Source organism: Rubrivivax gelatinosus IL144 (genome assembly GCF_000284255.1).
In the GTDB taxonomy this organism is placed as follows: domain Bacteria; phylum Pseudomonadota; class Gammaproteobacteria; order Burkholderiales; family Burkholderiaceae_C; genus Rubrivivax; species Rubrivivax gelatinosus_A.
On sequence record NC_017075.1, the window covers coordinates 57,580 to 83,938 of the forward strand.

Consider the following 26,359-nt stretch of genomic DNA (forward strand, 5'->3'; position numbering starts at 1 on the left):
AATCCTCGGCCTCATGCTGCATCCCCAAGCGTTCGACGTCATCGTCGTCGGCGGCGGTCACGCCGGAACGGAAGCCGCGCTCGCCGCCGCCCGCATGGGCTGCGCGACGCTGCTCTTGACCCACAACATCGAGACGCTGGGGCAGATGAGCTGCAACCCGTCGATCGGTGGCATCGGCAAAGGCCACCTCGTCAAGGAAGTCGACGCGCTCGGCGGCGCGATGGCCGAGGCCACCGACGAGTCGGGCATCCAGTTCCGCATCTTGAACGGCAGCAAGGGCCCGGCGGTGCGCGCCACCCGCGCCCAGGCCGACCGCGTGCTCTACAAGGCCGCGATCCGCCGCCGGCTGGAGAACCAGCCGAACCTGTGGCTGTTCCAGCAGGCCTGCGACGACCTGATCGTCGAAGGCGACCGCGTCACCGGCGTCGTCACCCAGATCGGCCTGCGCTTCAACGCGCGGGCCGTCGTCCTGACCGCCGGCACCTTTCTCGACGGGCGTGTGCACGTCGGGCTGGAGAACTACCGCGCCGGCCGCGCCGGCGACCCGGCGGCGACGACGCTGTCGGGCCGGCTGAAGGAGCTGAAGCTGCCGCAAGGCCGGCTGAAGACCGGCACCCCGCCGCGCATCGACGGCCGCTCGATCGACTTCTCGCGCCTGGAAGAGCAGCCCGGCGACCTGGACCCGGTGCCGGTGTTCGGTTTCCTCGGCACGCCCGAGATGCACCCACGCCAGCTGCCGTGCTGGATCACGCACACCAACGAGCGCACGCACGAGATCATCCGCAGCGGTTTCGACCGCAGCCCGATGTTCACCGGCATCATCGAAGGCGTCGGCCCGCGCTACTGCCCGAGCATCGAAGACAAGATCAACCGCTTCGCCGACAAGAGCTCGCACCAGATCTTCCTCGAACCCGAGGGCCTGACGACGAACGAGTTCTATCCGAACGGCGTCTCGACCTCGCTGCCTTTCGACGTCCAGCTCGGCGCGATCCGCACGATGCCTGGGCTGGAGAACGCGCACATCCTGCGCCCGGGCTACGCCATCGAGTACGACTACTTCGACCCGCGCGAGCTCAAGCCCAGCTTCGAGACCAAGGCGATCGGCGGGCTGTTCTTCGCCGGCCAGATCAACGGCACGACCGGCTACGAGGAAGCGGCGGCGCAAGGCCTGTTCGCCGGCGCCAACGCCGCGCTGCAGGCCCAGGGCCGCGAGCCCTGGACGCCGCGGCGCGACCAGGCCTATCTGGGTGTGCTCGTCGACGACCTGGTCACCAAGGGCATCACCGAGCCCTACCGCATGTTCACCAGCCGCGCCGAGTACCGGCTGCAGCTGCGCGAAGACAACGCCGATTTGCGGCTGACGGCGATCGGCCGCGAGCTGGGCTTGGTTGGCGATGCACGCTGGGACGCCTTCTGCCGCAAGCGTGAACGCCTGGAGCGCGAGCAGCAGCGCTTGAAGAGCACCTGGGTGCGCCCGGCGACGCTGGCGGCCGCCGACGCCGAGCGCTTCATCGGCAAGGCGCTGGAACACGAATACAACCTGGCCGACCTGCTGCGCCGGCCAGGCGTCGATTTCGATGCGGTCTGGGCCGCGGCCGCCGCGGCCGGCGTGCCCGAGGTTGTTTCACGTGGAACATTGCAGGCCGAGTACGGCGCGCGCGAAGCCGACGCGGTGATCGAGCAAGCCGAGATCGCGATCAAGTACGCCGGCTACATCGACAAGCAGGTCGACGAGGTGCAGCGTGCCGCGCACTACGAGCAGATGAAGCTGCCCGAGGATCTGGACTACGCGCAGGTCACCGCGCTGTCCTTCGAGGTGCGCCAGAAGCTGGCGCGCCATCGGCCCGAAACGCTGGGCCAGGCCTCGCGCATTTCCGGCGTCACGCCGGCGGCGATCTCGCTGCTGCTGGTGCACCTGAAGAAGGGCCGCTTCAAGGGCTTCACTCAGGACGAGGCCGCGGCATGACGGCCGCCACACCGGCCGCGATCTGCGCGGCGCTGGGGCTGGATGTGACGCCGGCCCAGGTCGAAGCGCTGGAACGTTATCTCGCGCTGCTGCAGCGCTGGAACAGCACCTACAACCTGACGGCGGTGCGCGACCCGGCGCAGATGCTGACCCAGCACCTGGCCGACTGCCTGGCCGTCGTGAAGCCGCTGGCGGCACGGCTGCCAGCCGGGCGTGTGCTCGACGTCGGCAGCGGCGGCGGCCTTCCTGGTGTCGTGCTGGCGATCCTGGGCTGGGACGTCACCTGCGTCGACACCGTCGGCAAGAAGGCGGCCTTCATCCGCCAGGCCGCGGCCGAGCTGCGCCTGCCGCGGCTGCAGGCGGCGCACGCCCGGGTCGAGCAGCTGAAGGTGGCGCCTTTCGACGTCGTCACCTCGCGCGCGTTCTCGTCGCTGGCCGACTTCGTCACGCTGAGCAGCTCGCTGCTGAAACCCGGTGGCTGCTGGATGGCGATGAAGGGCAGGGTGCCCGACGACGAGATCGCCGCGCTGCCGGCCGGCGTCGAGGTGTTCCACGTGGAACAACTTGCCGTGCCGGGCCTGGACGCGCAGCGCTGCCTGGTGTGGATGCGACAAGCCTGACGGCCTGCGGCGCCGCAGCGCCGAATCTGCGCTACGCTCGGCCGCCCTCTGCGGTCGCCACCGGCGGCCGCGACCGCGCGAACTCCTTCCCCGAATCCCGCGCCGCGGCGCGATGAGCATGCGCATCTTCTGTATCGCCAACCAGAAAGGCGGCGTCGGCAAGACGACGACCACCGTCAACCTCGCCGCGGGCCTGGCCCAGGTCGGCCAGCGGGTGCTGGTCGTCGACCTCGACCCGCAGGGCAACGCGACGATGGGCTCCGGCGTCGACAAACGTTCGCTGCCGCTGTCGGTCTACGACGTGCTGCTGGAGAGCGCGACGGTGGCCGAGGCGCGCCAGCGCAGCGTCGCCGGTTACGACGTGCTGGGGGCGAACCGTGAGCTGGCCGGCGCCGAAGTCGAACTCGTCGAGCTCGAGCGCCGAGAGCGCCGCCTGAAGCAGGCGCTGGCCGCGGCCGAAGCCGACTACGACTTCGTGCTGATGGACTGCCCGCCGTCGCTGAGCCTGCTGACGCTGAACGGCTTGTGCGCCGCGCACGGCGTCGTCGTGCCGATGCAGTGCGAGTACTTCGCGCTCGAAGGCCTGTCGGACCTGGTCAACACGATCAAGCAGGTGCACGCCAACCTGAACCCCGAGCTGAAGCTGATCGGCTTGCTGCGCGTGATGTTCGACCCGCGCATCACGCTGCAGCAGCAGGTCGCCGAGCAGCTGAAGGCGCACTTCGGCGACAAGGTATTCAACACGGTGATCCCCCGCAACGTGCGCCTGGCCGAGGCGCCCAGCTACGGCCAGCCGGGCGTCACCTTCGACCCGTCCAGCAAGGGCGCCCAGGCCTTCGTCGAGTTCGCTCGCGAGATGGTGGCCCGGCTTGCTTGAGACGCTGGCGGCACGCGCCGAAGATGCCGGGCTGAACGCCGCCGCGCCGCGCGAGCAGCGCTGGATCGACGGCTGGCTGGTGCGCTACTCGCCCGGCAAGGCCAAGCGCGCCCGCTGCATCAACGCGGTGGCCGACGGCCGCTTGCCGCTGGACGAACGCCTGGCGCTGGCCGCGGCGGTGTACCGCGACGCCGGGCTGCCGATGTTCGTGCGAATCACGCCGTTCACGCGGCCGGCGACGCTGGACGCCGAACTCGCGGCGCGCGGCTGGGCGCGCATCGACGACACGCGCGTGATGGTCGCGCCGGAACTGGACCCGGCATGGCGTACGGACGCGGCGGCAGCGGCGCCCGAGGGTTTCACGTGGAACATCCTCGACAGCGCAGCCTTCGCCGCGACCGTCGGCGCCTTGCGCGCGTCGCCGATGGAGCAGCGTGAGGCGCACGCGAAGCGCCTGGCCGGTGCGCCGGTGCCGCACACGGCGCTGGCGCTGCTGCGCGAGGTCGACGGCGCGGTGCTTGCCTGCGGCCAGGTCGCTGTCGAAGCCGGGTTCGCCGGGCTGTACGACGTCTTCACCGCGCCCGAGGCCCGCGGCCAGGGCCACGCGGCGCGGCTGTGCCGGCGGCTGCTCGGGCTGGCGATGGGACAGGGCGCCACGGTCGGCTATCTGCAGGTCGAAGCCGACAACACGCCGGCGCGCACGATCTACGGACGGCTTGGCTTCGCCGACGCCTTCGCCTACCACTACCGCCAGGCGCCCGAGGCCTGAAAAGAAAAACGGCGCCCCGCGGGCGCCGTTGTCATCGGTGCCGGAGCCTCAGAGCCCCAGACCCTCGTCCAGCCCCAGGTGCAGGTTCATCGTCTGCACCGCGGCGCCGCTGGCGCCCTTGCCGAGGTTGTCCAGGCGCGCGACGAGCAGCACTTGGCTGTCGTTCGCGAAGACGAAGACGTCGATGCGGTTCGTGTCGTTGGCCGCCTGCACGTCGAGGAAGCCGTGCTCCAGCGTCGCCGCATCGCGCAGCGGCATCACGTTGATGAATCGCTCGCCGGCGTAGTGCGCCGTGTAGGCGGCGTGGATCGCTTCGGCCGTCACGCCGGGCAGCTGCGCCAGGTGCAGCGGCACCGACACCGCCAGGCCCTTGTAGAACGGGCCGACGACTGGCACGAACAGCGGCGCGGTGGCCAGACCGGTGTGCGCCGCCATCTCGGGAAGGTGCTTGTGCGCCAGGCTCAGCGCATAAGGCCGCGGTGCATCCAGCTCCGGGTTCCCGCCGGCCAGGTACTGCTCGATCATCTTCTTGCCGCCACCGGAGTAACCGGTGATCGAGCTGGCGCTGAGCGGCAGCGTCGCCGGCACCAGCCCGGCGTCGACCAGCGGGCGCAGCAGCGCGACGAAAGCCGTCGCGTGGCAGCCCGGGTTGCTGATGCGCTTGGCGGCGCGCAGCGCGTCGCGTTGGCCACGCGCCAGCTCGGGGAAGCCGTAGGCCCAGCCCGGTGCGGTGCGGTGCGCGGTGCTGGCGTCGATCAGACAGGTCTTCGGGTTCGTCACCAGTGCCGCCGCCTCGCGTGCCGCGGCGTCGGGCAGGCAGAGGAAGGCGACGTCGGCGGCGTTGAGCAGGCGCGCGCGTTCGGCGGCGTCCTTGCGCAGGTCCGGGGCGATCTTCAGCAGCTCGATGTCGGGGCGGCCGGCCAGATACTCGTGGATGCGCAGGCCCGTCGTGCCTTCCTGTCCGTCGACGTAGACCGTGTAGTTCATCGCTGCCTCTCGCGCACAATTCGTTGGGTGAACGGTCGAGGATAAGGCAAGGCGATGACCTTGGAGGAACGCGTGCTGGTGCTGCCCGGCTGGCTGGGCTCGGGCCCGGAGCACTGGCAAAGCCGCTGGGAGGCGCTGCACGGCTTCCAGCGCGTGCAACAGTCGGACTGGCAATGGCCGCTGCGCGGCGACTGGATGGCGCAGCTCGAAGAGGCTGTGCTGGCCGCGCCGGGCCGCGTGCGGTTGGCTGCGCACAGCCTGGGCTGCCACCTCGCCGCCGCCTGGGCGGCGCACTCCTCGCACACCGACCGGGTCGCCGGCGCGCTGCTGGTCGCGCCGCCGGACCTGGAGCAGCCCGACACGCCGCCGCCGGTCGCCCGCTGGCGCCCCGTCGTGCGTCGGGCGCTGCCGTTCGCCGCGCTCGTGCTCTACAGCGAGGACGATCCCTTCGCCTCGCCGGCGGCGTCTCAGGCGCTTGCCGCCGACTGGGGCGTGCCGGCCGAGAGCCTGGGCCCACGCGGTCATCTGAATGCCGAATCGGGCCTTGGCGACTGGCCCGAAGGCGTCGCGCGGCTCGCGGCGCTGGCCCCGGTCGCTGCTCGGTGACAATCACGACCATGGCGACCAAAAAACCGAAGGGGCTGGGCCTGGGCCTCGAAGCGCTGCTGGGCCCCAAAGTCTCCGAAACGCCGGCCGGCGACGGCCAGCCGACGACGCTGCGCCTGGAGCAGCTCGAGCCGGGCCGTTACCAGCCGCGCACGCGCATGGACGAGGGCTCGCTGTACGAGCTGGCCGAGAGCATCAAGGGCCAGGGCGTGATGCAGCCCATCCTCGTGCGCCCGGTGGCCGAAGGCCGCTGGGAGATCATCGCCGGCGAGCGCCGCTTCCGCGCCGCCAAGATCGCCGGCCTCGACCGCGTGCCGGTGCTCGTCAAGCCGGTGCCCGACGAGGCCGCGGCGGTGATGGCGCTGATCGAGAACATCCAGCGCGAAGACCTGAACCCGCTGGAAGAAGCCCAGGGCCTGCGCCGTCTGGTGCAAGAGTTTGGGCTCACTCACGAGCAGGCCGCGCAGGCCGTCGGCCGCTCGCGCAGCGCCGCGAGCAACCTGCTGCGCCTGCTGAACCTGGCCGAGCCGGTGCAGCAGATGCTGCTCGCCGGTGACCTGGACATGGGCCACGCCCGCGCGCTGCTGGCGCTGGAGGCCGCGCCGCAGATCATGGCGGCGCACGAGATCGCCTCGCGCAAGCTGAGCGTGCGTGAAGCCGAGAAGCTGGTGCAACGCCAGTCGCGGCCCGAACCGACGCCGCGCGAGAAGGCCGCCGCCACCAAGTCGGGCGACGTGCTGCGACTGGAGGAGCGCCTGGCCGACACGCTGGGCGCCGGGGTCGAGATCCGCCTGCGCGGCCGCGGGAAGACGCAGTCCGGCGAGATCGTCATCTCATTCGGCTCGCTCGACGAGCTCAACGGCCTGCTCGAGCGCCTGGGCGCGACCGACGAGTAAAGCGCGCACCGCCAAGGTGCGCCTGCGGGCACCGCAACTGCCAGGGAGACACCAGCACCGGCGGCCTTGAAGGCCAAGGTGTCGGCAGGCTTTTCGCCGCCGTCGCATGATGTCGGCGCAGGCGGTCACCGCGTGATATCCGTCACGTAGCGCCGCCCGCGGGACGGAAAGCGGCGCAGGGGGTGGCCGGCAGGGCACACCTCTTGCAAAGCGAGGGTGAGGCGTATTCCTCGGATCAGGCGGTCGATGACAGGCCAAACCCGGTGGAAAACGCCGCCCGCCAAGGGCAGGATTGATCTGCCTGCCGAGGCAAGCGGCCATGCCGCTGGCGAGACGGAAAGCTCTGATGGAGCCTGGGCCCGTACAGCCGGGACTCCATCAGAACTTCCCCAGGCGAGGAAGTCGGAGCCGGTGCGGCTCCGGGGTCCTCGCCGTCTTCGACCAGGAGCTCGCATGGACGTGATCGGCAACCTGAAGGCGCGGTACGAACGCCTCAGTGCGGAGGAGATGTCGCTCGAGGACTACCTCGCCGAGTGCAAGCGCAACCCGCTGGCGTACGCCACCGCGGCCGAACGCATGCTCAAGGCCATCGGTGAGCCGACGAGCATCGACACGCGCAACGACCCGCGGATGTCGCGGATCTTCGCCAACAAGATCATCAAGGTCTACCCGGCCTTCGCCGAGTTCTACGGCATGGAAGACGCGATCGAGCAGGTCGTGTCCTACTTCCGGCACGCGGCGCAGGGGCTGGAGGAGAAGAAGCAGATCCTGTATCTGCTGGGCCCCGTCGGCGGTGGCAAGAGCTCGATCGCCGAGCGCCTGAAGCAGCTGATGCAGGAGGTGCCGTTCTACGCGATCAAGGACTCGCCGGTGAACGAGTCGCCGCTGGGCCTGTTCGACCCGGTGGAAGACGGCCCGATCCTCGAAACCGAGTTCGGCATTCCGCGGCGCTACCTCAACCGCATCATGAGCCCCTGGGCGGTGAAGCGGCTGGAGGAGTTCGGCGGTGACATCCGGCGCTTCAAGGTCGTCAAGCGCTACCCGTCGATCCTGCGCCAGATCGGCATCAGCAAGACCGAGCCGGGCGACGAGAACAACCAGGACATCAGCTCGCTGGTCGGCAAGGTCGACATCCGCCGCCTGGAGAGCTACGCCCAGGACGACCCCGACGCCTACAGCTACTCCGGCGGCCTGTGCCTGGCCAACCAGGGCCTGCTCGAGTTTGTCGAGATGTTCAAGGCGCCGATAAAGGTGCTGCACCCGCTGCTGACGGCCACCCAGGAAGGCAACTTCAAGGGCACCGAGGGCTTCGGCGCGATCCCCTTCGACGGCGTCGTGCTCGCGCACAGCAACGAGAGCGAGTGGAAGGCCTTCCGCAACAACAAGAACAACGAGGCCTTCCTCGACCGCATCTACATCGTCAAGGTGCCGTACTGCCTGCGCGTCAGCGAGGAGGTGAAGATCTACGAGAAGCTGCTGCGCAACTCGTCACTGGCCCAGGCCACCTGCGCGCCGGGCACGCTGAAGATGATGAGCCAGTTCGCGATCCTCACGCGGCTCAAGGAACCGGAGAACTCGTCGCTGTTCAGCAAGATGCTGGTCTACGACGGCGAGAACCTGAAGGACACCGACCCGCGCGCCAAGAGCTACCAGGAGTACCGCGACTACGCCGGCGTCGACGAGGGCATGAACGGCATCTCGACTCGCTTCGCGTACAAGATCCTGTCCAAGGTCTTCAACTTCGACAGCACCGAAGTCGCCGCCAACCCGGTGCACCTGATGTACGTGCTGGAGCAGCAGATCGAGCGCGAGCAGTTCCCGGCAGAGCTCGAGCAGAAGTACATCGGCTTCATCAAGGAGCTGCTGGCGCCGCGTTATGCCGAGTTCATCGGCAAGGAGATCCAGACCGCGTACCTGGAGAGTTATTCCGAGTACGGGCAGAACATCTTCGACCGCTACGTCACCTACGCCGACTACTGGATCCAGGACCACGAGTACCGCGACACCGACACCGGCGAGGTCTTCGACCGTGCGGCGCTCAACGCCGAGCTGGAGAAGATCGAGAAGCCGGCGGGCATCGCCAACCCGAAGGACTTCCGCAACGAGATCGTCAACTTCGTGCTGCGTGCGCGTGCCAACAACCAGGGCAAGAACCCGGTCTGGACCAGCTACGAGAAGCTGCGCACGGTGATCGAGAAGAAGATGTTCTCCAACACCGAGGAGCTGCTGCCGGTCATCAGCTTCAACGCCAAGGCCAGCGCCGACGAGGCCAAGAAGCACGAGGACTTCGTCACCCGCATGGTCGACAAGGGCTACACGCCCAAGCAGGTGCGCCTGCTGTGCGAGTGGTACCTGCGCGTCAGAAAGAGTAGCTGATGAACCGCGACCGAAGCGCGTCAAGCGACCGCCGCGGAACCGGCTTCGCCGGGCCGCTGGCGGTGCCCCCCTGGGGGGGAGCGCCGAAGGCGCTACGGGGGGGAACCTAGGATGCAGCAAATCATTGACCGCAGGCTCGCGGGCAAGAACAAGTCGATCGGCAACCGCGAGCGTTTCCTGCGCCGGCACAAGGAGCAGATCCGTGAAGCGGTCAAACGTGCGATCGACGGCCGCGGCATCCGCGACATCGAGCGCGGCGAGGAGATCCACATCCCGAAGAAGGACCTGTCCGAGCCGGTGTTCGGCCACGGCCAGGGCGGGGTGCGCGAGATCGTGCATCCGGGCAACCAGGAGTACATCCGCGGCGACCGCATCGAGCGCCCCAAGGGTGGTGGCGGTGGTGGCAGCGGCAGCGGGCAGGCCAGCGACCAGGGCGAGGGCGAGGACGATTTCGCCTTCGCGCTGAGCAAGGAAGAGTTCATGCAGGTCTTCTTCGAGGACCTGGCTCTGCCGCACCTGGTGCGCACCCAGCTCGCCGAGGTGCCCGAGTGGAAGACCCACCGCGCCGGCTTCAGCAGCGACGGCACGCCCAACAACCTGCACGTCGTGCGCTCGATGCGCGGCGCGATCGGCCGCCGGATCGCCATCGGCGCCGGTTCGCGGCGCGAACTGCGCGAGCTGGAGGACCGCCTGGCCGTGCTGAAAGCCGAGGTCCAGCCCGGCGACGCCGTCGGCGAGAGCGAGATCGAGGCGCTGGAAGAAGAGATCGCCCGGCTGCGCGCGCGTGTCGAGCGCATCCCTTACTTGGACCCGATCGACCTGCGTTTCCGCAACCGGGTGCGCGTGCCGGTGCCGACCAGCAAGGCGGTGATGTTCTGCCTGATGGACGTCTCGGGCTCGATGGACGAGGCGCGCAAGGAGCTGTCCAAGCGCTTCTTCATCCTGCTGTACCTGTTCCTGACCAAGCACTACGAGCGCATCGAACTGGTCTTCATCCGCCACCACACGCAGGCGCAGGAGGTCGACGAGCACGACTTCTTCCACGCCCGCGAGACCGGCGGCACCGTCGTCTCCAGCGCGCTGGTGCTGATGGAGGAGATCATCCGCGCGCGCTACAGCCCCAGCGAGTGGAACATCTACGGCGCCCAGGCCAGCGACGGCGACAACTGGCACCACGACAGCGGCCGTTGCCGCGAGCTGCTGGGCGACAAGCTGCTGCCGCTGGTGCGCTACTACGCCTACGTGCAGGTCGCCGAGGAAGAGCAGAACCTCTGGGAGGAGTACACCCAGCTGCAGGCCGGGCACCGCCACTTCGCGATGCGCAAGGCCACCAGCGCCGACCAGATCTATCCGGTCTTCCGCGACCTGTTCAAGAAGGAAGGGAAGCAGGCGGCATGAAACACGGCACCGCGCGCACGCTGCTCACCGAGCCGATCCCGCCCGGCGAGCGGCCAGGGGAACCTCTTCCCGGTCCGAGCGACTGGTCGTTCGAGCTGATCGACAAGTACCACGCGATCATCCGCGCGACCGCCGAACGTTTCGGCCTGGACACCTATCCGAACCAGCTCGAGATCATCACCGCCGAGCAGATGATGGACGCCTACGCATCTGTCGGCATGCCAGTGAACTACCGCCACTGGAGCTACGGCAAGGAGTTCATCGCCACCGAGAAGAACTACAAGCGCGGCCACATGGGGCTGGCCTACGAGATCGTCATCAACAGCAACCCCTGCATCAGCTACCTGATGGAGGAGAACACGATGGCGATGCAGGCGCTGGTCATCGCCCACGCCGCCTACGGCCACAACAGCTTCTTCAAGGGCAACTACCTGTTCCGGATGTGGACCGACGCGTCGTCGATCATCGACTACCTGGTCTACGCCAAGGACTACGTCGCCAAGTGCGAGGAGAAGCACGGCCTGGACGCCGTCGAAGCCTTCCTCGACAGCTGCCACGCGCTGGCCAACCACGGCGTCGACCGCTACCGCCGGCCCAGCCGCAAGTCGCTGGCGCAGGAGTTGTCCGAGCGCCTGGACCGCGAGGCCTACGCCCAGCAGCAGGTCAACGACCTCTGGCGCACGCTGCCGCGGCGCGCCGAGAAGGACTCGCCGGCCGCCGAGAGCAAACGTTTCCCCGAGGAGCCGCAGGAGAACCTGCTGTACTTCATCGAGAAGAACGCGCCGCTGCTCGAGCCCTGGCAGCGCGAGATCGTGCGCATCGTGCGCAAGATCTCCCAGTACTTCTATCCGCAGCGCCAGACCCAGGTGATGAACGAAGGCTGGGCCACCTTCTGGCACTACAAGCTGCTGAACACGATGTACGACGACGGTTTCCTGACCGACGGCGTGATGATCGAGTGGCTGAAGTCGCACACCAACGTCGTCTACCAGCCGCCGGTGGGCCACCGCGCCTACAGCGGCCTGAACCCCTACGCGCTGGGCTTCGCGATGTACAACGACATCCAGCGCATCTGCGAGAAGCCGACCGACGAGGACCGCCAGTGGTTCCCCGAGATCGCCGGCACGCCCTGGCTGCCGGCGCTGGACCAGGCGATGCGCAACTTCAAGGACGAGAGCTTCGTCGGCCAGTACCTGAGCCCCAAGCTGATGCGCGAGCTGCGCCTGTTCGCGATCGTCGACGACGAGAAGCAGAGCGAACTCGAAGTCAGCGCGATCCACGACGAGGCCGGCTACCGCCGCGTGCGCGAGGCGCTGTCGCACCAGTACGACCTGGGCTCGCGCGAGCCCAACATCCAGGTCTGGAACGTCAACCTGCGCGGCGACCGCTCGCTGACGCTGCGCCACTTCCAGCACAACGACCGGCCGCTGCACGACAACGCGCAGGAGGTGCTCAAGCACGTCGCGCGGCTCTGGGGCTTCGCCGTGCACCTGGAGAGCGTCAACGCGCGCAACGACGTCACCAAGCGCTGGAGCGTGCCAGCGCCGCCGCAGGCCTGACGGGGTTCAGGCGCGGAAGATCTTTCCCGGGTTCAGGATCCCCAGCGGATCCAGCGCCTGCTTGACCGCCCGCATCAGCGCGATGCCGCCGGCGCCGGCTTCCTCTTCCAGGAAGCCCATCTTGTGTAGCCCGACGCCGTGTTCGCCGCTGCAGGTGCCTTCCATCGCGATCGCGCGGCGCACCATGCGTTCGCTCATCGCTTCGGCCGTCGCGCGCTGGGCGGCGTCGCCTTCGCGCACCAGGTAGGCGAGGTGGAAGTTGCCGTCGCCGACGTGGCCGACGATGTAATAGGGCAGGCCGCTGGCTTCGGCATCGGCCACGGAGGCTTCGACGATCTCGGCCAGGCGCGAGATCGGCACGCAGGTGTCGGTGGTCACCGAGCGGGTGCCCGGGTGCTGCTGCATGCCGGCGAAGTAGGCGCGGTGGCGGGCGGCCCAGAGCCGGCTGCGTTCTTCGGGCGTGTCGGCCCATTCGAAGTCCTCGCCGCCCAGCTCGGCGGCGATCGCCTGCACCGTCTCGGCCTGCTCCTGCACGCCCGCCGGGCTGCCGTGGAACTCCATCAGCAGCATCGGCGCCTCGCGCAGGCCCAGCCCCGACTGGCGGTTCACCGCACGCACCGCGTTGACGTCCAGCAACTCGCAGCGTGCGATCGGCACGCCGAGCTGGATGGTCTGGATGGTCGTGCGCACCGCCGAGGCGACGTCGGGGAAGTGGCAGACCGCGGCGCTGACCGCCTCGGGCAGCGGATACAGCCGCACCGTCAGCTCGGTCATCACGCCCAGCGTGCCCTCGCTGCCGACGAAGAGCCGCGTCAGGTCGTAGCCGGCGGCCGACTTGCGTGCGCGCGTGCCGGTGCGCACGACTTCGCCTGTGCCGGTGACGACGGTCAGCGCCAGCACGTTCTCGCGCATCGTGCCGTAGCGCACCGCGTTCGTGCCGCTGGCGCGCGTGGCGGCCATGCCGCCGATCGACGCGTTGGCGCCCGGGTCGACCGGGAAGAACAGGCCCAGCTCGGCGTTGAGCTGTTCGCGCGTGACGCCGGCCTCGACGGTGGCCGTCAGGTCGTCGGCGTCGATGCGCAGCACGCGCGTCAAACGCGAGACGTCGACGCTGAGGCCGCCCTGCACGGCGAGCAGATGGCCTTCGAGCGACGAGCCGGTGCCGTAGGGGATCAGCGGCACGCGGTGTTCGCCGGCCAGGCGAACGACGAAGGCGACCTCCTCGCTGCTCTCGCAGAAGACGACGGCGTCCGGCGGCGTGACGGGGAAGGGCGACTCGTCGCGGCCGTGCTGCAGGCGCACCGCCTCGGCGGTGCTGCAGCGTTCGCCGAAACGCGTGCGCAGCGCGGCCAGCAGCGTCTCGGGCAGCGGGCGGCGCGGCGCCTCGGTGGCGGCATCGTGGGGGACAGCGCTCACGATCGATTCGACTCCTCGCGCGCGGCGCGCCGCGGCGTCATCCTGGGGCAGGCATTCTAGGAGTCGTCAAGCGCCGGCCGTCGTGCCCGCCGGCGCCACCGGGAAGCCGGTGCGGTACTCCTCGAAGCTCAGGTAGCCGTCGCGGTTCTCGTCGTACTGCTCGAACTTCGGCCCGACAGTCGGCAGCTTGGCGGCTTCGGCGCGCGACAGGCGGCCGTCGTGGTCGGTGTCGGCACGGTCGAAGGCGGCGCGCACCGGGTCGACCGGGGCGTCGGGCGCCGTCTGCGCCATCAGCGGCGGCGCCAGCATCAGCGCGGCGAGCGTGCGAACGAGTCGGGGCGGGCGGTTCACGGCGTCTCCTGGGCGGGAGGCCGCGCCCGGGCAAACCGGGCGCCCGCCGGCTCGTCAGGCGGCCTGCCGGCGTTGTTCGCGGCGCGCACGCACGGCGGCCGCCAGGCCGTCGAGCACGCCGACCGAGTCGTCCCAGCCGATGCAGGCGTCGGTGATGCTGACGCCGTACTCCAGGCGCGAGGCCGGGTCCTTGCCGGCGCTGAACTTCTGCGCGCCGGGCTTGAGGTGGCTCTCGACCATCACGCCGAAGATGCAGCGGTTGCCGGCGGCGATCTGGCCGCCGACGTCGCGCATGACGTCGATCTGGCGCTGGTGCTGCTTGCTGCTGTTGGCGTGGCTGGCGTCGATCATCAGCCGGCACGGCAGCTTGGTCGCCTCGATCTCGGCGCAGGCCGCGGCGACGCTGGCGGCGTCGTAGTTCGGCGTCTTGCCGCCGCGCAGGATGACGTGGCAGTCCTTGTTGCCGCGCGTCTCGACGATCGCCACCTGGCCGTTCTTGTGCACCGACAGGAAGTGGTGCGGGCGCGCGGCGGCCTGGATCGCGTCGGTCGCGATCTTGATGTTGCCGTCGGTGCCGTTCTTGAATCCCACCGGCGCCGACAGTCCGGAGGCCAGCTCGCGGTGCACCTGGCTCTCCGTCGTGCGTGCGCCGATCGCGCCCCAGGCGATCAGGTCGCCGATGTACTGCGGCGAGATGACGTCGAGGAACTCGCTGGCCGCCGGCACGCCTTCGCGGTTGATGTCGACGAGCAGCTGGCGCGCGATGCGCAGGCCTTCGTCGATGCGGTAGCTCTGGTCGAGGTAGGGGTCGTTGATCAGGCCCTTCCAGCCGACCGTGGTGCGCGGCTTCTCGAAATACACGCGCATCACGATCTCGAGGTCGGCGGCGTGGCGCTCGCGTTCGGCGTGCAGGCGGCGGGCGTACTCCACGGCCGCGGCCGGGTCGTGGATCGAGCACGGGCCGATGATGACCAGCAAGCGATCGTCCTCGCCGTGCATGATCTGGCGGATCTTCTGCCGTGTGCCCGACACCAGCGTCTCGACCGGCGTGCCGGCGATGGGGAAGAAGCGGATCAGGTGGTCCGGCGGCGGCAGCGGCGTGACGTCGCGGATGCGCTGGTCGTCGGTCTGGCTGGTCTTCTCGCTCAGCGCGTAGCGGCTCTCGGTCGCTGCGGCGGATTTCGGGCTCATGACGGGGCTTCCTGTGGTCGGGGACGGGCGAAAAAAAACCGCCGGGGGTTCCGGCGGTCTTTCTGGGTTCGGGTGCGTTCGTCTACGCGTTTGCCTCTCCAGCCGCCGGACGGGGCGAGAACCAAAAGAAGGCAAAGAAATAGGCGGCGGGACGCATCGGGGTCGAATGTAGCACGCTCGAACGGACGCCAGGCTGACGCGATCAGTAGGCCTGGGCGCCGAAACCGGCGGCCTGCAGCGCCTGCACGACGTCGGCGACGTGGCGCGGGTTGCGCGTCTGCAGCACCAGTTCGACCTCGACGTTCTGCGCCGACAGCGTCGAGAACGCCCGCTGGTGGTGGACCTCGTCGATGTTGGCGCCGGCCTGCGCCACCACCGTCGTGATGCGCGCCAGCACGCCGGGCGTGTCGCGTGCGCCGACGCGGATGCGCGCCAGCCGCCCGGCGCGCACCATGCCGCGGCCGATGATCGCCGACAGCAGCATCGGGTCGATGTTGCCGCCGCAGAGCACGAGGCCGACCTTGCGCCCGGCGTAGCGCTCGGGTTCCTTCAGCAGCGCCGCCAGGCCGGCCGCGCCGGCGCCTTCGACCAGCGTCTTCTCGATCTCGAGCAGCATCACGATGGCCTGCTCGATGTCGCCTTCGTCGACCAGCACCAGGTCGTCGACACGCTCGGTGATCAGCGCGCGCGTGATCTCGCCCGGCTGGCCGACGGCGATGCCTTCGGCGATCGTCGTCAGCCCCTGCGGGTGCTGGGTGCCCTTGACGGCGTTGACCATCGCCGGGAAACGCGCCGTCTGCACGCCGACGATGCGGATGTCCGGGCGCACCGCGCGCACCGCGGTGGCGATGCCGCTGATCAGCCCGCCGCCGCCGACGGCGATGACCAGCGTGTCCAGCTCGGGCTGGGCGCGCAGCATCTCCAGGCCGATCGTGCCCTGGCCGGCGATGACCAGCGGGTCGTCGAAGGGGTGCACGAACTCCAGGCGCTGCTCGGCGGCGATCTCGAGCGCCCGGTCGCGCGCCTCGTCGAAGGTCTCGCCGTGCAGCACGACTTCCGCGCCGAAGCCGCGCGTGCGCTCGACCTTCACCGTCGGCGTGTGCACCGGCATCACGATGACCGCGCGCAGCCCCAGACGCTGGGCGTGGTGGGCGACGCCCTGGGCGTGGTTGCCGGCCGAGGCGGCGACGACGCCGGCCACGCCTTGCTGCACCAGCGCGCAGAGCTTGTTCAGCGCGCCGCGCTCCTTGAACGAGGCCGTGAACTGCAGGTTCTCGAACTTCAGGAAGACCTGGGCGCCGAGGATCTGGCCGATGGTGCGGCTCTCGACGCAGGGCGTGTCCAGCACGTGGCCGGCCAGGCGGCCGGCGGCGGCCTCGATGTCGGCGTATTCGACGGCGGCCATCAGGCGGTTCCTCCGACGGTCAGGCGCTCGATGCGCAGCGTCGGCTGGCCGACGCCCACCGGCACGCTCTGGCCTTCCTTGCCGCAGGTGCCGACGCCGGTGTCGAGCTCCAGGTCGTTGCCGATCATGCTGACGCGCTTGAGCGCATCCGGGCCGCTGCCGATGATCGTCGCGCCCTTGACCGGGTACTGGATCTTGCCCTTCTCGACCCAGAAGGCCTCGCTGGCCGAGAACACGAACTTGCCGCTCGTGATGTCGACCTGGCCGCCGCCGAAGTTGGTGGCGTAGAGGCCGCGCTTCATCGACGCGACGATCTCCTCGCGCGGCTTGTCGCCGGCGAGCATGTAGGTGTTGGTCATGCGCGGCATCGGCAGGTGGGCGTAGCTTTCGCGCCGGCCGTTGCCGGTGGGCTTCACGCCCATCAGGCGCGCGTTCAGGCTGTCCTGGATGTAGCCGACGAGGATGCCGTCCTCGATCAGCACGTTGCGCTTCGATGCCACGCCTTCGTCGTCGACGTTCAGCGAGCCGCGGCGGTCGGGCAGGGTGCCGTCGTCGAGCACGGTGACGCCCGGGGCGGCGACACGCTGGCCCAGGCGGCCGGAGAAGGCGCTGGAGCCCTTGCGGTTGAAGTCGCCTTCGAGCCCGTGGCCGACGGCCTCGTGCAGCAGCACGCCGGGCCAGCCGGGGCCGAGCACGACGGTCATCTCGCCGGCCGGCACCGGCCGGCTCTCGAGGTTGGTCAGCGCCGCGTCGACGGCCTGGCGCACGTAGCCTTCGATGACCGCGTCCTGGAAGTAGCCGAGGCCGAAACGCCCGCCGCCGCCGCCGGTGCCGACCTCGCGGCGGCCGTCCTGCTCGGCGATCACGGTGACCGACAGCCGCACCAGCGGCCGCACGTCGGCGGCCCGCGTGCCGTCGGCGCGCGCGACGAAGACGACGTCGTATTCGGCGGCCAGCCCGGCCATCACCTGGACGATGCGCGGGTCCTTGGCGCGGGCGAGCTTCTCGACACGTTCGAGCAGCGCCACCTTCTGCGTGCTGTCCAGCGTCGCGATCGGGTCCATCGGCGCGTACAGCGCGCGGCTGGCGGCGATGCGCGGCGCGCGCGCCAGCTTGACGCGCTTGTTCTGGCCGGCGGCGGCGATCGTGCGCACGGTGCGCGCGGCGTCCAGCAGCGCGGCTTCGGACAGGTCGTCGCTGTAGGCGAAGGCGGTCTTCTCGCCGGCGACGGCACGCACGCCGACGCCCTGGTCGATGCTGAAGCTGCCGCCCTTGACGATGCCTTCCTCCAGGCTCCAGCCTTCGTGGCGCGTGCTCTGGAAGTACAGGTCGGCGTCGTCGACGCGGTGCTCGGCGATCGTCGCCAGCGCCCGCGCGAGTTGCGCCTCGCCGATGCCGGCGGGTTCGAGCAGCGACGACTGCGCGATCGCCAGGCGTTCGAGGGTGGGTTCGCGGGTGATCATCGGCACCTCCGGGTGGGGCGCAGATTGTAGGAGTCGCCTCCGAGCCCCCGCCGGCGTGATGGCGCTTCACGCTTCTTTACCGGGCGTTGACATTCGTGATGTGCGCAGCTTTCGTGCGCCCCGCGTTGTCTGGAGGCGGGGGTCATGGTGACCCACCGCCAAACCCCGAAGGAAATATCCGAATGACCTCGATTCGCACCCTGATCGCTGCTGCCGGTCTGACGCTCGCCGCCGCCGGTGCGTTCGCCCAGCCGGCCACGCCGGCCGCTGCTCCCGCCGCTCCGGCCGACACCGCCGCGACGGCGCCCGCCAAGCACGCCGTGAAGCACAAGGCCAAGCACAAGGCGAAGAAGGCCGCCCCGGCTGCCGCCGCGACGCCCGCCACGCCGGCGACCCCGGCTGCCCCCGCCGCCCCGGCCGGCAAGTAAGCGCCGTCAGCCGCGCCGCGCCAAGGCCTCTTGGTACAGCGCGTTGCGCGGCGCGCCGCTGATCTCGGCGGCCAGCGCGACGGCCTGCTTCAACGGCAGCTCGCGCAACAACACCTCCAGCGTCTGCAGCGCCGACGGCGCCAGCCCTTCGGCCACGACGGCCGGCAGGGCGTGCAGCACCAGCACGAACTCCCCGCGCACCCGGTTCGCATCGGCGGCCAGCCAGCCTGGTAGCTCGGCGGCGGCCATCGTCGCCACGGTCTCGAACTGCTTGGTCAGCTCGCGGCACAGCGTCACGCGGCGCTCGGGCGCGCCCTCGGCCAGCGCCGCAGCCAGCGCCTCGATGCGGTGCGGGGCCTCAAACAGCACCTGCGTCGAACGCTCGCCCAGGCAGGCGGCGAGCGCGTCGCGGCGTTCGCCGCCGCGCGAAGGCAGGAAACCGACGAAACGGAAGCCCGCGCCGACGGTGTCGCCGGCTACGCTGAGCGCGGTGACGGCGCTGCTCGCGCCGGGCACCGGGATCACCCGATGGCCGGCAGCCGCGGCCTGCGCCACCAGCACCGCGCCGGGGTCGCTGACCGCCGGCGTGCCGGCGTCGCTGACGTAGGCCACCGACTCGCCCGCCGCCAGCCGCGCCAGCACCGTCGCGCTGGCGCCTTGTTCGTTGTGGGCGTGCAGCGCGACCAGCGGCTTGTCCAGCCCCAGGTGGCGCAGCAGCTGGGCGCCGACGCGCGTGTCCTCGCAGGCGACGGCGTCGGCACGGGCGAGCACGTGCACCGCCCGCAGCGTGATGTCGGCGAGATTGCCGATCGGCGTCGCGACGACGTAGAGTGCGCCGGGCGGGAACTGCTGGCCGCCGGCGGCGGCATCGGCTGCGGCGAGCAGCGCGGAGGGCGTGATGTTCAAGGGCGCGTCGGAGCAGGGGACGAAGGCGCTCGGCGATGCCGCCGAGTCTCGGGCGCTGGCCTGGCTGCAAGCGCGCGGCCTGACGCTGCTGGAGCGCAATTATCGGGTCGCCCGCGGCCCGCACGCGCGCGGCGGCGAAGTCGATCTGATCCTGCGCGACGGCGACGGCACGCTGGTCTTCGTCGAGGTGCGTTCAAGGCGCAGCCGCGGCTTCGGCGGCGCCGCGGCCAGCATCGGCGCGAGCAAGCGCGCGCGCATCGTCTATGCGGCGCAGCACTACCTGCTGCGCTGGCGCGTGCTGCCGCCGTGCCGCTTCGATGTCGTCTGTATTGACGATGGGCGCGTTGAATGGCTTCAGGCGGCGTTCGATGCCGCTTGAGCCCGCCGATGGCGGGGTCGTGAAAAACCCGGGCCTTATCATCCCGCGCCTATGCTCGAGCAGCGGATCCAGCAGCAATTCTTCGACAGCGCCGACCTGAAGTACCAGACCGCCGAGGCGCTGTCGCGCCCGATCGCCGAGGCCTGCGGCGCTCTGGTCGGGGCCATCACCTCCGGCGGCAAGCTGATGATCGGCGGCGGCGGCGCCGCTTCCGCGCTGGCGCTGCACTTCGCGCAGCGTCTGGTCGCCGGCTACGAACGTGAACGCCCGCCGCTGCCGGCGATGGTGCTGGGCGCCGACGCCGAACAGCTGATCCTCGCGCTGGGCCACCCCGGCGACGTGCTGTTCTGGATCGAGCCGGCCGACGGCGACGGCCGCATGGCGCGTGCGGCGATCGCCGCGGCGCACGACAAGGACATGACGGTGGCGGGCCTGAGCGCCGGCACCGGAGCGGCGGCCGCGGCCGTCGCGGCGCAGCTCGCCGAAACCGACGTCAAGGTCGCGCTCCCGCACGCCCGCGGTGGCCGCGCACTCGAGCTGCAACTGCTCGTGCTGCACTGCCTGTGCGACGCGATCGACCTCCAACTGATGGGAGAACAGGAACCGTGAACACCCGACTCGTGATGCGCCCGCTGGCGCTGGCCCTGGCTGCGGCGGCTGCCGCGACGACGCTGTCGGCCTGCGCACCGCTGATCGTCGGCGGCGCGATGGTCGGCGGCAGCATGATGGTCATCGACCGCCGCACCTCGGGTGCGCAGGTCGAGGACGAAGGCATCGAGCTCAAGGCCGGCAACGCCGTGCGCGAGCTGGCGACGCTGGGCCACGTCAGCATCACCAGCTACAACCGCCAGGTGCTGCTGACCGGCGAGGTGCCGACCGAGGACGACCGCCAGCGTGTCGAGCGCGCCGTGCGCCGCGTCGAGAACGTGCGCAGCGTCGCCAACGAGCTGGCGGTGGCCGGCAACAGCTCGCTGAGCTCGCGTTCCAATGACCTCATCCTCACCAGCAAGGTGAAGGCGACCTTCGTCGACGCCAAGGACCTGCAGGCGCCGGCGATCAAGGTCGTCACCGAACGCGCGACGGTCTACCTGATGGGCCGCGTCACCGAACGCGAGGCGACGCGCGCCTCCGACCTGGCGCGCTCGGTCTCGGGCGTGCAGCGCGTCGTGCGCGTCTTCGAGGTGATCTCCGAAGCCGAGCTCGCCAACCTGCAGAAGGCCACCCAGCCTTCGGAGCCGGCCTCCGGCAACCGCTGAACGAGCGGGCGGGCCGCCGGCCCGCCGCCCGTCTTCAGCGCAGGCGCTGGATCAGGCTGGACGTGTCCCAGCGCTGTCCGCCCAGCGCCTGCACCTCGGCGTAGAACTGGTCGACGAGCGCCGTCACCGGCACGCGCGCGCCGTTGCGGCGCGCCTCGTCGAGCACCAGGCCGAGGTCCTTGCGCATCCAGTCGACGGCGAAGCCGAAGTCGAACTTGCCTTCGACCATCGTCTTGCCGCGGTTGTCCATCTGCCAGCTCTGCGCCGCGCCCTTGCCGATGACGTCGAGCACCAGCGGCATGTCCAGCCCGGCGTGCTGGCCGAAGGCGATGGCTTCGGCCAGGCCCTGCACCAGGCCGGCGATGGCGATCTGGTTGACCATCTTCGCCAGCTGGCCGGCACCGCTGTCGCCGATGCGCGTGACGGCGCGTGCGAAGGCCAGCGCCACCGGCTTCATGGACTCGAACGCGGCCTCGTCGCCGCCGCACATCACGGTCAGCACGCCGTTGACGGCACCGGCCTGGCCGCCGGAGACCGGGGCGTCGACGAACTGCAGGCCACGCCCTTCGGCGGTGGCCTGTAGTTCGCGAGCCACTTCGGCCGAGGCCGTCGTGTGGTCGACGAAGACCGCGCCCGGCGCCATGCCGGCGAAGGCGCCGGTCTCGCCCAGCGTCACGGCGCGCAGGTCGTCGTCGTTGCCGACGCAGCAGAAGACGAACTCGGCGCCGGCCGCGGCTTCGGCCGGGGTCGGCTGGCTGGCGCCGCCGTACTCGGCGACCCAGGCCTGGGCCTTGGCGGCGCTGCGGTTGTAGACGGTGACGCGGTGGCCGGCGCGGGCGAGGTGCCCGGCCATCGGGTAGCCCATGACGCCCAGGCCGATGAAGGCGACGGAGCGGGCGGGAACGGGGTCGTAGGTCTTGCTCATCGGCGGGCGGTGTCTGGCGGTGGGGACCGCCGATTCTGCCGCCCGGCCTTAGATGACGCGCATGTTCTCCGTGCCGGCGGAGAGGTCGCGGCTGCGCGCGCGCTGGCTGTTGAGCTTGATCTGCAGGCGCAGGTCGTTGACCGAGTCGGCGTTGCGCAGCGCGTCCTCGTAGGTGATCGCGTTGGCTTCGTAGAGGTCGAACAGCGACTGGTCGAAGGTCTGCATGCCGAGCTCGCGCGAGCGCTTCATCAGCTCCTTGATCTCGCCGATCTCGCCCTTGAAGATCATGTCCGACACGAGCGGCGTGTTGAGCATGATCTCGACGGCCGCGACGCGCCCGCGGCCTTCCTGGCGCGGCATCAGGCGCTGGCTGACCAGGGCCTTGAGGTTCAGCGACAGGTCCATCAGCAGCTGGCCGCGGCGCTCCTCGGGGAAGAAGTTGATGATGCGGTCCAGCGCCTGGTTGGCGCTGTTGGCGTGCAGCGTGGCCATGCACAGGTGACCGGTCTCGGCGAAGGCCACCGCGTGCTCCATCGTCTCGCGGTCGCGGACCTCGCCCATCAGGATCACGTCGGGCGCCTGGCGCAGCGTGTTCTTCAGCGCCTGCTCCCAGCCGTCGGTGTCGACGCCGACCTCGCGCTGCGTGACGATGCAGTTCTTGTGCGGGTGCACGAACTCGATCGGGTCCTCGACGGTGATGATGTGGCCGTAGGAGTGCTCGTTGCGCCAGTCGACCATCGCCGCCAGCGAGGTGCTCTTGCCCGAGCCGGTGGCGCCGACGAAGATGACCAGGCCGCGCTTGGTCATCGCGATGTCCTTGAGCACGCCCGGCAGGCCCAGCGTGTCGATCGTCGGCAGCGTCTGCGGGATCGTGCGCAGCACCAGGCCGACCTGGCCCTGCTGCATGAAGGCGTTGACGCGGAAGCGCCCCACGCCCTGCGGGCTGATCGCGAAGTTGCACTCCTTGGTGCGCTCGAACTCGGCGGCCTGCTTGTCGTTCATCACCGCGCGCGCCAGCTGCAGCGTGTGCTGGCCGGTCAGCGGCTGCGGCGAGACCTTGGTCACCTTGCCGTCGACCTTGATCGCCGGCGGGAAGTCGGCGGTGAGAAAGAGGTCCGAGCCGCTGCGCGTGATCATCAGCCGCAGCAGATCGTTGACGAATTTCGAGGCCTGGTCGCGTTCCATCTGGTGTTCTCCCTTGCGCTCAGGCGTCGCCGAGCAGCGCCGACAGCCGCGTGCTGGTCTGCCGCAGCCGCAGCGACAGCCGCCGGGCCAGCGCCGCCAGCAGCATCAGCGCGAGTTGTGCGTCGGCGTTCATCAGCGCCAGCAGCTTGCTCGTCTCGAGCACCGCGAGCACGCAGGGCTCGGTGCTGCGGCAGTCCGACAGCCGCGGCCCGGCGTCGAGCAGCGACATCTCGCCGAGCACGTCGCCCGGGCGGATCTCGGCCAGCCGCGCCGTCGTCGTCGCGCCCTGGTGTTCGACGACCACCGTGCCCTCGAGCACGACGACCATGAACTCGCCCGGCTCGTCCTGGACGATCAGCCGCTTGCCGGCGGCGACCCGCACGAAGACGAGGTAAGGCGCCAGCCGCGCCATCGACGCCTCGTCGAACGGCCGCCGCCCGCCCGCCCACAGCGCTGCCAGCCGCCGCAGGCCTTCATCGGCGTCGAAGGCCTGCGCCCCGACCTGCGCCGCACGCTGCGCCCAAGAAGCGGCGTCGCTCATGCGCGTTCCCGGCCCAGCGCAGGCGTGCAGAGGGTGGCGAACCGACGGCCTATCAAGCAGACGCCGCGGACGGGCTTTGCCCGGCCGCTGGCGTCGCACCCCTGGGGGGGAGCGCCGAAGGCGCTACGGGGGGGGGCCATCGTCACCCGGGGAAGTTCTCAGGAATCTTCGCCTTCGCGCGCGCCTCGGCGGGCGTGATGACGTTGCGGCGCACCAGGTCGGCGAGGTTCTGGTCCAGCGTCTGCATGCCCAGGCTCTGGCCGGTCTGGATGGCCGAGTACATCTGGGCGATCTTGTTCTCGCGGATCAGGTTCTTGATCGCCGAGGTGGCGATCATGATCTCGTGCGCGGCGACGCGGCCCGAGCCGTCCTTGAGCTTGCACAGCGTCTGCGAGATGACGGCGACCAGCGACTCGGACAGCATCGCGCGCACCATCTCCTTCTCGGCCGCGGGGAAGACGTCGACGACGCGGTCGATGGTCTTGGCGGCGCTGGAGGTGTGCAGCGTGCCGAAGACCAGGTGGCCGGTTTCGGCGGCGGTCAGCGCCAGGCGGATCGTCTCCAGGTCGCGCATTTCGCCGACCAGGATCGCGTCCGGGTCCTCGCGCAGCGCCGAGCGCAGCGCGTTGGCGAAGGAGAGCGTGTGCGGGCCGACCTCGCGCTGGTTGACGAGGCACTTCTTGCTCTCGTGCACGAACTCGATCGGGTCCTCGACGGTGAGCACATGGCCGTACTCGTTCTCGTTGAGGTGGTTGATCATCGCCGCCAGCGTAGTGCTCTTGCCCGAGCCGGTGGGGCCGGTGACGAGCACCAGGCCGCGCGGCTTGAGCGCCAGCTCGGAGAAGACCTTGGGCGTGCCCAGCTGCTCCAGCGTCAGGATCTTGCTCGGGATCGTGCGGAACACCGCGCCGGCGCCGCGGTTCTGGTTGAACGCGTTGACGCGGAAACGTGCGAGGCCCTGGATCTCGAAGCTGAAGTCGCACTCCAGCGTGTCCTCGTAGTGCTTGCGCTGGGCGTCGTTCATGATGTCGTAGACCATCGCGTGGACCATCTTGTGGTCCAGCGGTTCGACATTGATGCGACGCACGTCCCCGTGCACGCGGATCATCGGCGGCAGCCCGGCCGACAGGTGCAGGTCGGACGCCTTGTTCTTGACCGAAAATGCGAGCAGCTGGGTGATGTCCATGACAGGAGCGCGAGGGCGCCTTTCGCCCAGTGTTCAAACGATTATGGGCAGCATCTCAAGCAACCTGCAAGAAGTGAAGCGGCGTATCGCCGCGGCCGCGAATGCGACCGGCCGTGACGCGGAAAGCGTCACGCTGCTCGCCGTCTCCAAGACATTTCCCGCTGCCGATGTGCGCGCCGCGCACGCCGCGGGCCAGCGCGCCTTCGGCGAGAACTACGTGCAGGAGGCGCTGGCCAAGATCGCCGAACTCGTCGACCTGCGGCCCGAGCTCGAATGGCATCTGATCGGCCCGCTGCAGAGCAACAAGACGCGCCCGGTGGCCGAGGCCTTCGACTGGGTGCATTCGGTGGACCGGCTGAAGATCGCCCAGCGCCTGGCCGAGCAGCGCCCGGCCTGGCTGCCGCCGCTGCAGCTGTGCCTGCAGGTCAACGTCAGCGGCGAGGACTCCAAGAGCGGCTGCGCGCCCGAGGACCTGCCGGCGCTGGCGCGGGCCGTCGCCGCCTTGCCGGCCGAACGCGTGCGGCTGCGCGGGCTGATGGCCATCCCCGAGCCCAGCGAGGACCCGGCGGCGCAGCGCCTGCCGCTGGCGCGGCTGCGCACGATGCTCGAGGCGCTCAACGCCGAGGGGCTGGCGCTGGACACCTTGTCGATGGGCATGAGCGCCGACCTCGAGGCCGCCGTCGCCGAGGGCGCGACGCTGGTGCGCATCGGCACCGCGATCTTCGGCCGGCGCTGATGCGCAGGCGCTAGTACAGCCCCAGCGCGACTCCCAGTTCGAGGGCCAGCGCGGCGATCAGCGCGGTGATCGCTGCGCCTTCGATCAGCAGCAGGTGGCGGCGCTCGGCGCCGTCGGCGCGCCGCGGCGGCGGCTCGGCGAGCGGCAGCTCACCCAGGCCCGAAGGCGCGAAGCTCGTCGTCGGGCCGATCAGGCCCGTGGGGTCGGGTTTCGAGAACATCTTTGACTCCCTGTCGTTCCCGATGTCGTCGTGCCGCACGCGCGGCCGGCGCCGATCAAATCATCGTTTTTGGTGAATCGGCAGAGGGTCCGCCCGCCTGCAGGCCGGGCGGCGTGGCGTGGTGCGCGAAAACGTGCGTTCAGACCGGGATGCGGGTGCTGTTCTTCACTTCTTCCATCACCGCGTAGGTGCGCGTCTCGCGCACGCCGGGCAGGGTCCAGATGACGCTGCCGATGAACTCGCGGTAGGCCGCCATGTCGGCGACCCGCGTCTTCAGCAGGTAGTCGAAGCCGCCGGCCACGAGGTGGGCCTCGAGGATCTCGGGCCGCACCTGCACCGCAGCCTTGAAGGTGTCCATCACGTCGTGCACCGTGCGGTCGAGCAGGATCTCGACGAAGACCAGCAGCCCGGCACCGAGCTTGCTCGGGTCCAGCCGCGCTTCGTAGCCGACGATGTAGCCGTCGCGCGTGAGGCGCTTGACGCGTTCGAGCACCGCGGTCGGCGACAAGTGCACTTCCTCGGCCAGCTTGAGGTTGCTGATGCGTCCGTCGGCCTGCAGCACGCGCAGGATGCGGCGGTCGATCTTGTCCAGCTCGCGCGGGCCTGAGCGCTGACCCTGCTCGGTTGTGGCGTCTTCCATCCGTGGGATTCTCGGTCAAACGGGCCTCATTCCGAATCGGATGCGGTGCGTCGCCCCCCACACTGCGCCCGTTTGTC

At 70.0% G+C, this 26,359-nt stretch carries 27 protein-coding genes; 14 read left to right on the top strand and 13 right to left on the bottom strand.

The features are described 5' to 3' along the window. The first annotated feature begins 13 nt into the window (after positions 1 to 13). The 4 genes from mnmG to RGE_RS00285 all read left to right on the top strand — a co-directional run bounded on the left by mnmG (position 14) and on the right by RGE_RS00285 (position 4,232). Positions 14 to 1,966 carry a tRNA uridine-5-carboxymethylaminomethyl(34) synthesis enzyme MnmG gene (gene mnmG / locus RGE_RS00270; protein WP_014426293.1) on the top strand — a complete coding sequence of 651 codons (1,953 nt, stop codon included), beginning with the start codon at positions 14 to 16 and terminating at the stop codon, positions 1,964 to 1,966. Then, the gene (rsmG, locus tag RGE_RS00275) at positions 1,963 to 2,586 is read left to right on the top strand and encodes a 16S rRNA (guanine(527)-N(7))-methyltransferase RsmG (RefSeq protein ID WP_014426294.1); all 624 of its coding nucleotides are present in this window, start codon (positions 1,963 to 1,965) and stop codon (positions 2,584 to 2,586) included. The genes mnmG and rsmG overlap by 4 nt, the downstream gene beginning before the upstream one ends. Positions 2,587 to 2,698: 112 nt before the next feature. Beyond that, entirely contained in the window at positions 2,699 to 3,463 is a 765-nt protein-coding gene (locus tag RGE_RS00280) for a ParA family protein (protein ID WP_014426295.1), read from the top strand. After that, entirely contained in the window at positions 3,456 to 4,232 is a 777-nt protein-coding gene (locus RGE_RS00285) for a GNAT family N-acetyltransferase (protein ID WP_014426296.1), read from the top strand. Before RGE_RS00280 ends, RGE_RS00285 begins: the two co-directional genes overlap by 8 nt. A 48-nt stretch (positions 4,233 to 4,280) precedes the next feature. On the opposite strand, the gene argC is transcribed toward RGE_RS00285, so the two are convergent. Next, on the bottom strand, positions 4,281 to 5,219 hold the full coding sequence (argC, locus tag RGE_RS00290; RefSeq protein WP_014426297.1) for an N-acetyl-gamma-glutamyl-phosphate reductase: 939 nt from the start codon (positions 5,217 to 5,219) through the stop codon (positions 4,281 to 4,283). A gap of 54 nt (positions 5,220 to 5,273) precedes the next feature. On the opposite strand from argC, the gene RGE_RS00295 reads away from it, so the two are divergent. From RGE_RS00295 to RGE_RS00315, 5 genes are all read left to right on the top strand, one after another. Beyond that, positions 5,274 to 5,825 (top strand): RBBP9/YdeN family alpha/beta hydrolase, encoded by a 552-nt coding sequence (locus tag RGE_RS00295; RefSeq protein ID WP_014426298.1) that lies wholly within the window; start codon positions 5,274 to 5,276, stop codon positions 5,823 to 5,825. A gap of 11 nt (positions 5,826 to 5,836) precedes the next feature. Next, the gene (locus RGE_RS00300; RefSeq protein ID WP_014426299.1) at positions 5,837 to 6,721 is read left to right on the top strand and encodes a ParB/RepB/Spo0J family partition protein; all 885 of its coding nucleotides are present in this window, start codon (positions 5,837 to 5,839) and stop codon (positions 6,719 to 6,721) included. Between the two features lie 453 nt (positions 6,722 to 7,174). Further along, a complete protein-coding gene (locus RGE_RS00305) occupies positions 7,175 to 9,097 on the top strand; it encodes a PrkA family serine protein kinase (protein WP_014426300.1) in 1,923 nt (640 codons plus the stop codon). A 111-nt stretch (positions 9,098 to 9,208) separates the two neighbouring features. Continuing rightward, positions 9,209 to 10,495, top strand: coding sequence for a YeaH/YhbH family protein (locus tag RGE_RS00310; protein ID WP_014426301.1), 1,287 nt, complete (start codon positions 9,209 to 9,211; stop codon positions 10,493 to 10,495). Then, positions 10,492 to 12,054 carry a SpoVR family protein gene (locus RGE_RS00315; RefSeq protein WP_014426302.1) on the top strand — a complete coding sequence of 521 codons (1,563 nt, stop codon included), beginning with the start codon at positions 10,492 to 10,494 and terminating at the stop codon, positions 12,052 to 12,054. The genes RGE_RS00310 and RGE_RS00315 overlap by 4 nt, the downstream gene beginning before the upstream one ends. A gap of 6 nt (positions 12,055 to 12,060) precedes the next feature. Here RGE_RS00315 and RGE_RS00320 read toward each other — a convergent pair whose 3' ends face one another. The 5 genes from RGE_RS00320 to tldD form a co-directional block, all read right to left on the bottom strand. Further along, positions 12,061 to 13,470: an FAD-binding oxidoreductase gene (locus RGE_RS00320; protein WP_014426303.1), complete on the bottom strand. Its 1,410-nt coding sequence runs from the start codon at positions 13,468 to 13,470 to the stop codon at positions 12,061 to 12,063. A gap of 66 nt (positions 13,471 to 13,536) precedes the next feature. Continuing rightward, positions 13,537 to 13,821, bottom strand: a complete 285-nt coding sequence (locus RGE_RS00325; RefSeq protein ID WP_014426304.1) for an EF-hand domain-containing protein — start codon at positions 13,819 to 13,821, stop codon at positions 13,537 to 13,539. Positions 13,822 to 13,875: 54 nt separating this feature from the next. Further along, positions 13,876 to 15,012: a 3-deoxy-7-phosphoheptulonate synthase gene (locus tag RGE_RS00330; RefSeq protein WP_014426305.1), complete on the bottom strand. Its 1,137-nt coding sequence runs from the start codon at positions 15,010 to 15,012 to the stop codon at positions 13,876 to 13,878. Positions 15,013 to 15,214: 202 nt separating this feature from the next. Then, positions 15,215 to 16,417, bottom strand: a complete 1,203-nt coding sequence (locus RGE_RS00335) for a threonine ammonia-lyase (RefSeq protein ID WP_014426306.1) — start codon at positions 16,415 to 16,417, stop codon at positions 15,215 to 15,217. Beyond that, positions 16,417 to 17,880: a metalloprotease TldD gene (gene tldD / locus RGE_RS00340; protein WP_014426307.1), complete on the bottom strand. Its 1,464-nt coding sequence runs from the start codon at positions 17,878 to 17,880 to the stop codon at positions 16,417 to 16,419. The genes RGE_RS00335 and tldD overlap by 1 nt, the downstream gene beginning before the upstream one ends. 182 nt (positions 17,881 to 18,062) lie before the next feature. Here tldD and RGE_RS00345 point away from each other — a divergent pair, with 182 nt between their 5' ends. After that, a complete protein-coding gene (locus RGE_RS00345) occupies positions 18,063 to 18,308 on the top strand; it encodes a hypothetical protein (protein ID WP_014426308.1) in 246 nt (81 codons plus the stop codon). A 6-nt stretch (positions 18,309 to 18,314) separates the two neighbouring features. Here the strand turns inward: RGE_RS00345 and rsmI are convergent, their stop codons facing one another. Then, positions 18,315 to 19,214: a 16S rRNA (cytidine(1402)-2'-O)-methyltransferase gene (gene rsmI / locus RGE_RS00350; protein WP_014426309.1), complete on the bottom strand. Its 900-nt coding sequence runs from the start codon at positions 19,212 to 19,214 to the stop codon at positions 18,315 to 18,317. On the opposite strand from rsmI, the gene RGE_RS00355 reads away from it, so the two are divergent. From RGE_RS00355 to RGE_RS00365, 3 genes are read left to right on the top strand one after another with little or no spacing between them, the layout of a single operon-like run. Further along, positions 19,207 to 19,593 (top strand): YraN family protein, encoded by a 387-nt coding sequence (locus RGE_RS00355; protein WP_014426310.1) that lies wholly within the window; start codon positions 19,207 to 19,209, stop codon positions 19,591 to 19,593. The genes rsmI and RGE_RS00355 overlap by 8 nt on opposite strands. A 51-nt stretch (positions 19,594 to 19,644) precedes the next feature. Then, positions 19,645 to 20,202, top strand: a complete 558-nt coding sequence (locus tag RGE_RS00360; protein ID WP_014426311.1) for an SIS domain-containing protein — start codon at positions 19,645 to 19,647, stop codon at positions 20,200 to 20,202. A 14-nt stretch (positions 20,203 to 20,216) separates the two neighbouring features. After that, positions 20,217 to 20,849 (top strand): BON domain-containing protein, encoded by a 633-nt coding sequence (locus RGE_RS00365; RefSeq protein WP_043783641.1) that lies wholly within the window; start codon positions 20,217 to 20,219, stop codon positions 20,847 to 20,849. 34 nt (positions 20,850 to 20,883) lie between these two features. Here RGE_RS00365 and RGE_RS00370 read toward each other — a convergent pair whose 3' ends face one another. The 4 genes from RGE_RS00370 to RGE_RS00385 all read right to left on the bottom strand — a co-directional run bounded on the left by RGE_RS00370 (position 20,884) and on the right by RGE_RS00385 (position 24,686). Further along, complete coding sequence (locus tag RGE_RS00370) at positions 20,884 to 21,774, bottom strand: NAD(P)-dependent oxidoreductase (protein WP_014426313.1); 891 nt, start codon at positions 21,772 to 21,774, stop codon at positions 20,884 to 20,886. Positions 21,775 to 21,822: 48 nt separating this feature from the next. Beyond that, positions 21,823 to 22,959: a PilT/PilU family type 4a pilus ATPase gene (locus tag RGE_RS00375; RefSeq protein WP_014426314.1), complete on the bottom strand. Its 1,137-nt coding sequence runs from the start codon at positions 22,957 to 22,959 to the stop codon at positions 21,823 to 21,825. Positions 22,960 to 22,978: 19 nt separating this feature from the next. Then, positions 22,979 to 23,500 (bottom strand): cyclic nucleotide-binding domain-containing protein, encoded by a 522-nt coding sequence (locus tag RGE_RS00380; protein WP_148280091.1) that lies wholly within the window; start codon positions 23,498 to 23,500, stop codon positions 22,979 to 22,981. A 142-nt stretch (positions 23,501 to 23,642) separates the two neighbouring features. Then, positions 23,643 to 24,686 carry a type IV pilus twitching motility protein PilT gene (locus RGE_RS00385; protein WP_014426316.1) on the bottom strand — a complete coding sequence of 348 codons (1,044 nt, stop codon included), beginning with the start codon at positions 24,684 to 24,686 and terminating at the stop codon, positions 23,643 to 23,645. A gap of 43 nt (positions 24,687 to 24,729) precedes the next feature. Between RGE_RS00385 and RGE_RS00390 the strand changes: the two genes are divergently transcribed. Then, on the top strand, positions 24,730 to 25,422 hold the full coding sequence (locus tag RGE_RS00390) for a YggS family pyridoxal phosphate-dependent enzyme (RefSeq protein WP_014426317.1): 693 nt from the start codon (positions 24,730 to 24,732) through the stop codon (positions 25,420 to 25,422). Positions 25,423 to 25,432: 10 nt separating this feature from the next. Here the strand turns inward: RGE_RS00390 and RGE_RS00395 are convergent, their stop codons facing one another. Both RGE_RS00395 and RGE_RS00400 read right to left on the bottom strand, forming a co-directional pair. After that, on the bottom strand, positions 25,433 to 25,642 hold the full coding sequence (locus tag RGE_RS00395) for a hypothetical protein (protein WP_014426318.1): 210 nt from the start codon (positions 25,640 to 25,642) through the stop codon (positions 25,433 to 25,435). Positions 25,643 to 25,781: 139 nt separating this feature from the next. Continuing rightward, entirely contained in the window at positions 25,782 to 26,282 is a 501-nt protein-coding gene (locus tag RGE_RS00400) for an Lrp/AsnC ligand binding domain-containing protein (protein WP_014426319.1), read from the bottom strand. Positions 26,283 to 26,359 lie beyond the last annotated feature (77 nt).